General features: G+C 48.0%; 8 protein-coding genes. All 8 read left to right on the top strand.

Annotated features, from left to right (window positions below):
- Positions 1-12: 12 nt before the first annotated feature.
- Positions 13-1,305, top strand: a complete 1,293-nt coding sequence (gene eno, locus KDK17_RS02160; protein ID WP_257287239.1) for a phosphopyruvate hydratase — start codon at positions 13-15, stop codon at positions 1,303-1,305.
- Positions 1,306-1,488: 183 nt separating this feature from the next.
- Positions 1,489-1,761, top strand: a complete 273-nt coding sequence (locus tag KDK17_RS02165; RefSeq protein ID WP_257255288.1) for a septum formation initiator family protein — start codon at positions 1,489-1,491, stop codon at positions 1,759-1,761.
- A gap of 164 nt (positions 1,762-1,925) precedes the next feature.
- Positions 1,926-2,657, top strand: a complete 732-nt coding sequence (ispD, locus tag KDK17_RS02170) for a 2-C-methyl-D-erythritol 4-phosphate cytidylyltransferase (RefSeq protein ID WP_257255287.1) — start codon at positions 1,926-1,928, stop codon at positions 2,655-2,657.
- The gene (gene ispF, locus KDK17_RS02175) at positions 2,657-3,157 is read left to right on the top strand and encodes a 2-C-methyl-D-erythritol 2,4-cyclodiphosphate synthase (RefSeq protein WP_306670930.1); all 501 of its coding nucleotides are present in this window, start codon (positions 2,657-2,659) and stop codon (positions 3,155-3,157) included. The genes ispD and ispF overlap by 1 nt, the downstream gene beginning before the upstream one ends.
- Before the next feature lie 35 nt (positions 3,158-3,192).
- A complete protein-coding gene (gene truD, locus KDK17_RS02180) occupies positions 3,193-4,251 on the top strand; it encodes a tRNA pseudouridine(13) synthase TruD (RefSeq protein ID WP_257255285.1) in 1,059 nt (352 codons plus the stop codon).
- A complete protein-coding gene (gene surE, locus KDK17_RS02185; protein ID WP_257255284.1) occupies positions 4,232-4,975 on the top strand; it encodes a 5'/3'-nucleotidase SurE in 744 nt (247 codons plus the stop codon). Before truD ends, surE begins: the two co-directional genes overlap by 20 nt.
- A 1-nt stretch (position 4,976) precedes the next feature.
- Positions 4,977-5,645, top strand: a complete 669-nt coding sequence (locus KDK17_RS02190; RefSeq protein ID WP_257281116.1) for a protein-L-isoaspartate(D-aspartate) O-methyltransferase — start codon at positions 4,977-4,979, stop codon at positions 5,643-5,645.
- A 103-nt stretch (positions 5,646-5,748) separates the two neighbouring features.
- On the top strand, positions 5,749-6,662 hold a 914-nt coding region (locus KDK17_RS02195; RefSeq protein WP_257287238.1), incomplete at its 3' end, for a DUF368 domain-containing protein.

The following is a 6,662-nucleotide window of genomic DNA, read 5'->3' on the forward strand; positions in this document are numbered from 1 at the left end:
GAGAAAGCTATTATGGCAAAAATTGTTGAAATCAAAGGCCGCGAAATCATGGATTCTCGTGGTAACCCAACCGTAGAAGCCGACGTGATTCTGGAATCGGGTGCCATGGGTCGTGCTGCTGCTCCATCCGGTGCTTCCACAGGTTCCCGTGAAGCTCTGGAACTGCGTGATGGAGATAAGTCTCGCTACCTTGGTAAGGGCGTCCTCAAGGCAGTGGCCAACATCAACGGACCTGTCCGTGAAGCTCTGTTGGGTCGCGATGCGAGTGATCAGCGTGGACTTGATCTGGCAATGATCGAGCTCGACGGCACCGAGAACAAGAGTGTTCTGGGTGCCAATGCCATTCTGGCGGTTTCTCTGGCCGCTGCTAAAGCCGCCGCTGCCGATAAGAACATTCCTCTGTACCAGCACATCGCTGATCTGAACGGTACCTCTGGTCAGTTCACTATGCCAGTTCCAATGATGAACATTCTGAATGGTGGTGAGCACGCTGATAACAACGTCGACATTCAGGAGTTCATGGTTCAGCCAGTCGCTGCCAAAACTTTCGCTGAAGGCCTGCGTATGGGGGCCGAGGTGTTCCATGCCTTGAAAAAAGTGCTGTCTGCCAAAGGTCTCAATACTGCGGTAGGTGATGAAGGTGGTTTTGCACCCAACCTGGCTTCTAATGCTGATGCTCTGGCTGTCATTAAAGAAGCGGTTGAAGCTGCAGGCTACAAGTTGGGTACTGACATTACTTTGGCTATGGATTGCGCGGCTTCGGAATTCTACGTCAACGGTCAATACAACATGAAAGGGGAAGGCAAGATTTTCTCTTCTAATGAATTTTCTGACTATCTGGCCAAACTGTGTGAAGAGTACCCAATCATCTCCATCGAAGATGGTCTGGATGAGTCTGACTGGGAGGGCTTCAAATACCAGACGGAAATCCTGGGCAACAAGATCCAGATTGTCGGTGATGACCTGTTTGTAACCAATACCAGGATTCTGAAGGAAGGTATCGAAAAAGGCATCGCTAACTCTATCCTGATCAAGTTTAATCAGATCGGTTCCCTGACCGAAACTCTCGAAGCCATCAAGATGGCCAGGGACGCGGGTTACACTGCGGTGATTTCCCACCGCTCCGGTGAAACAGAAGACGCTACTATCGCAGACTTGGCTGTAGGTACTGCTGCGGGTCAAATCAAGACCGGCTCCCTGTGTCGTTCTGACCGTGTTTCCAAATACAACCAGCTGCTACGCATTGAACAAGAGCTGGGCGCTAAGGCTCCATACCGCGGTCTTGCTGAATTCAAACGTGCCTGAAATGTTATCTGAGTAGCGTATCAATAGCGGGAGGCTTCTGTAAGCCTCCCTTTATTTAATGTGACGACTTTCTGTTTTACCTCTTTGATTTACTTTCCGCATATTCCAGTTTTTGTGTTTTTATCGTGGGCACATTTTTCAGGCTTTGTTAGACTGAATGGCTGGAAACAATGAGAGATTCAGATGCGAAAGCTGGTGCATACATTACTGCTACTGGCGCTGGTGGCCCTTCAGATACAACTCTGGATGGGAGAAGGCAGTTTAGCAGAAATGGTAGCGATCCAAAAACAGATTGAGCTGCAGAAACGGGAAAACGACCGTTTGTATCAGCGTAATCGTCTACTCGCTACCGAAGTTGTTGAGCTGCAGCATGGTCTGCAAACTCTGGAAGAGCAGGCTCGTCTTGATCTTGGGATGATCAAAAAAGATGAGACGTTTTATCTGATTTACGACTGAGTCATACCGTCGCTTTGATGTTGACGTAATATCGGATAGAAAATGCCACAATTCTGGCGATTGTAGCTATTTTATAGTGCGGTATAAGTGACATTTCGGATTAACAACAGATTGAAGCACAGTCTGTTTGCAGCAGGTTCCTTCTGACCTTTTTAGGTGACAATGTGAGAACGAGTAATCCTCATGAACCCCGTTTTTGGGCGATTATCCCTGCCGCCGGGGTGGGTCGTCGCATGCAGAGTGCAATTCCCAAACAGTATCTTGAGATTCATGGTCGCACCTTGATGGAGCATACCATTGAACGTCTAATCAGCTTTTCTGTTTTGGAGAAGCTGATTGTTGTCATTGGTGCTGAAGATGAGTGCTACAAGGAGATTGAGCTGTTAAGGGATCCGCGAATCATGTTGGTGCAGGGCGGGGATGAGCGTTACCATTCCGTCCTGAATGGACTGAAAGCCCTGTCTGAGTTGGCAGATGCCGAGGATTGGGTGATGGTTCATGATGTGGCCAGACCTTGTATACGTCACTCTGACCTGGAGTGGTTGGTAGAACAGTTAACTGACCATACCATTGGTGGTTTGCTGGGAATACCTGTCAGAGACACTATGAAACGTACTTCATCTGCTGGAGAAGTGACGGAGACCGTTGACAGGAATGCTCTTTGGCACGCCCTGACGCCACAGATGTTTCGGGTGAAGCTGCTTTACGACGCGCTCAAAAAAGCACTGGATGATGAAATGCCTGTCACGGATGAAGCCAGCGCGATTGAATACGCTGGATTCAGGCCGCTGATGGTCGAAGGGCACAGCGATAATATCAAGGTGACCCGAAGTGCTGATCTAACACTTGCGGCTCTTTACATTCAACAGCAAGACAAACTGATTGAGACGGTATGATGCGAATTGGTCACGGTTTTGATGTGCACCGTTTTTCCGATGAAACAACGGCTGAGGCCAAGGTCTTTTTGGGTGGGGTCGGTATTGATCACAGCCATAAGCTTTTAGCCCATTCTGATGGTGATGTTCTCCTTCACGCCGTCTGTGATGCGTTGTTGGGAGCGGCTGCCCTGGGTGATATCGGGCAGCATTTCCCGGATACAGATTCCAGGTATAAGGGAATTGATAGCCGACAGCTTCTCAGGCATGTGGTGGTACTGATTCATGAAAAGGGCTATCGGGTGATCAACGTCGATAGTACCATTGTTGCCCAGGTGCCAAAAATGGCTCCTCATATTCCAGCCATGAGGGAAAACCTTGCCAAAGATCTTCAGATTGAAACTGAAGCTGTCAATGTAAAAGCAACGACAACAGAGAAATTGGGTTATATCGGCCGAGAGGAAGGTATTGCAGTTCATGCAGTGGTGCTTCTGGCTCACAGCAAGCGACAACTTTCCTGATCAGTTTGCATTTTACCCAAAAAGATTATTGTTTAATGAATCAAGTTTCTTACACATCATCCTGGGCTTACTCCTGGGGTGGTCCTTTGGGACGATGTACTTTCAAGTCCCTGCCTGAAGATTTCATTGTTGAAGAAGAGCTGCCCTTTGTACCGGAAGGTGAAGGGGAACATGCCTATATCAATGTTCAGAAAACTGGAGAAAATACCGATTGGGTAGCAGGACAACTTTCCAGGTTTGCTGGCGTAAAACGCTCTGCAGTCAGTTACGCGGGGCGCAAGGATCGTCATGGTGTTACACGTCAGTGGTTTAGTGTCTGGCTGCCCGGACAAGACTCTCCTCAATGGTCTGAGCTGAACAGTGAGTCGTTGGATATTATCGCTGCCACCCGACATGGGAGAAAGCTCAAGACTGGTGCACTGAAAGGCAACCGTTTTATCATCACTTTGCGGCATGTGGATATCTCGCAAGCGTTGTTGGATGAACGTCTGAGGGTCATCGCCAATCAGGGTGTGCCTAACTATTTTGGAGAACAACGCTTTGGTCTTGAGGGGGCTAACGTTGATCGGGCGTTACTGATGTTTTCCGGTCATTTGAGGGTTGATAAAAACAAACGCTCTATGTATCTGTCTGCAGCACGATCCTGGATATTTAATCAGATCCTTTCTGAGCGTGTCAGTCAGAAAAACTGGACCCGCTACCTTGAGGGTGATGTACCTGGTTTTCAAGACAGTGGTAGTCTGATCCTGCGGGATCATGACCAGAACCTGATGACAAGAATTGAAGCCGGAGAAGTCTCATTGACAGCTCCTCTGTGGGGGCAAGGGGAGTTGCTTTCCGGATCGGATTGCAGAAAGATGGAAAAAAGGATTTCAGGTCGCAACCCGTTGTTGAGTAAGGGCCTGGAGCAAGCAGGTTTAAAGCATGAGAGGAGAGCCATTCGTCTAATGCCTGCAGCCATGAACTGGAAATGGTTATCAGGTGATTGTATCCAGCTTGAATTTTCTCTGCCAAAAGGCTGCTTTGCAACAGCGGTGTTAAGGGAAGCTATGCAATGCATTGAAGGAAGATTTGATGAGAATACTGCTAAGTAATGATGATGGTGTCGCAGCCAACGGGCTGGCCACCCTTTACAGTTCACTCGAAGGCGTGGGTGAGCGAATTGTCTTTGCTCCTGATAGAAACAGCTCGGGCTTGAGCAGTTCATTGACTCTGGGGCGTCCCCTGAGGGTGACTGAACATTCCAATGGTTTTAACAGTGTCGATGGAACACCGGCTGATTGCGTTCATTTGGCGGTCAATGCATTGTTGGAGCAAAAGCCTGATATTGTCGTTTCCGGTATCAATCATGGTGTCAACCTGGGTGATGATGTTCTTTATTCAGGGACGGTAGGTGCCGCTTTGGAAGGCCGTTTTATGGGGTTGCCTGCCATTGCTGTATCTGCCTGTGGCAAGGGAGAGCAAGGTTTTATTACAGCAGGCAAGGTTGTCAGAGATTTGATTCTCAGACTTGCGCAATTATCCCTGCCAGAAGGAACCCTGTTAAATGTTAATGTTCCTGATAGACCCTATGAAGAGCTCAAGGGCATGGCGGTGACTCGTTTAGGGCACAGGGAAAGACCGGAGAAACCTTTAAAAGTAATGGATCCCAGGGGAAAGCCCGTTTACTGGATTGCTCCTGTCGGTAAGGGACAGGATGCGGGCAAGGGCACTGATTTCTATGCTATTGCTGAAGGTTTAGTCTCAGTGACACCCCTTCAGTATGACCAGACTCATCATTCAACGCTTTCTCAGCTCAGTGAATGGCTGGGCAGCTGATATGAAAGAGATTGATATTCATGGTATAGGAATGACCTCACGGAGAACCCGGGAGCGTCTGATCAATCGACTTTCAGATCAGGGGATCGACTCTACCGATGTCCTTGAGGTTATTCGCAACACACCGAGACATCTGTTTGTGGATGAAGCCCTGTCTCACAGAGCTTATGAAGATACTGCCCTGCCTATTGGCTTTGGGCAGACACTGTCACAACCTTATATTGTGGCAAGAATGACACAGGCTCTCATGGCAGCAGGTCCACTCGACAGAGTACTTGAAATAGGTACAGGGTCAGGTTATCAGACAGCGGTTCTTTCGCCGCTGGTAAAGAAAGTATACTCTGTTGAGCGAATCAAACCCCTTCATGAGCGAGCAAAGAAACTGCTCAGAACGCTGTCTATTCACAATGCTCAGCTTAAACTCAGCGATGGTGGTATGGGTTGGTCAGTCATGAGCCCCTTTGATGGAATCATTGTAACAGCTGCCCCGGATCAGATACCTGAGGAGCTATTGCAGCAGTTATCGGAGGGTAATGGTCGTCTAATTATTCCAGTTGGAGGTCGCGGTGTTCAGGACTTATTGCTGATCACCCGTCAGGGAGATACCTTCAAGAAAGAAATGCTCGAAGCCGTGCGCTTTGTGCCATTGCTGGATGGGGTTCAGAAATAATACACTTCTTCGTGTTTCATGAATGAAAGTCATTGAGATTACTCTGAAAAGATAAACGGGTCTGATACTGATTTACGCTTTACAGAATAAGACAGGTTGGATTATGTCAAAAATGAAAGAAGGTCTGAGTATTTTGCTCAGGGGGATAGCTATGGGGGCTGCCGATGTCGTTCCTGGCGTTTCAGGAGGTACCATTGCCTTTATTACCGGTATCTATGATCGCCTGTTAAATGCCTTGAAGAGTATTAATCCCGGTTTACTGATCAAGCTTAAATCCGAAGGGATTGCTGAGTGTTGGAAGTATATTGATGGGAATTTTCTGATTCTGCTGTTTGGCGGAATCTTGTTCAGTATACTGAGTTTTGCCCATCTAATTACGTACCTGCTGGAAGGCTACCCGGAACTCATCTGGTCTTTTCTCTTTGGCCTGATATTGATTTCAGGCATTCATATGCTCAAACAGATAAAGAGTTGGAGTGTCTCCTCCATGATACTTCTTGTATTCGGTTGTTGTGTCTCTTATTTTATCGGGAGACTGACGCCTACATCTCTGACTCCTTCCTACCTGATGTTGTTCTTTGCCGGCTGTATTGCTATATCTGCAATGATTTTGCCGGGCATTTCCGGCAGTTTTATCCTGCTGTTGATGGGGTTGTACCCCGCTGTTTTAGCTGCCGTGAAAGGTCTGGATATTCTGGCGCTGACAGCATTTGGATCTGGATGTATTGTCGGGTTGCTGACATTTTCTCATGTCCTTGCCTGGCTGTTAAAACAGCATCGTGATCTGGCTCTGTCGCTCTTGACGGGCTTGATGCTGGGTGCCCTCGGAAAAGTATGGCCGTGGAAAGAAACACTGGAAACAAGAATAAACAGTTCGGGTCAGGAAGTTCCTTTTCTGGAAAGAAATATTTCTCCCTGGGCCTATGAAACGCTGTCCGGTCACTCGGCTTACCTATTGCCATCGATTGCCTGTCATTCACTCTGCTCCATACTTGGTCACCGAGGCACACCTCAAAA

It is taken from the genome of Endozoicomonas sp. SESOKO2 (assembly GCF_024606245.1).
GTDB lineage: Bacteria > Pseudomonadota > Gammaproteobacteria > Pseudomonadales > Endozoicomonadaceae > Endozoicomonas_A.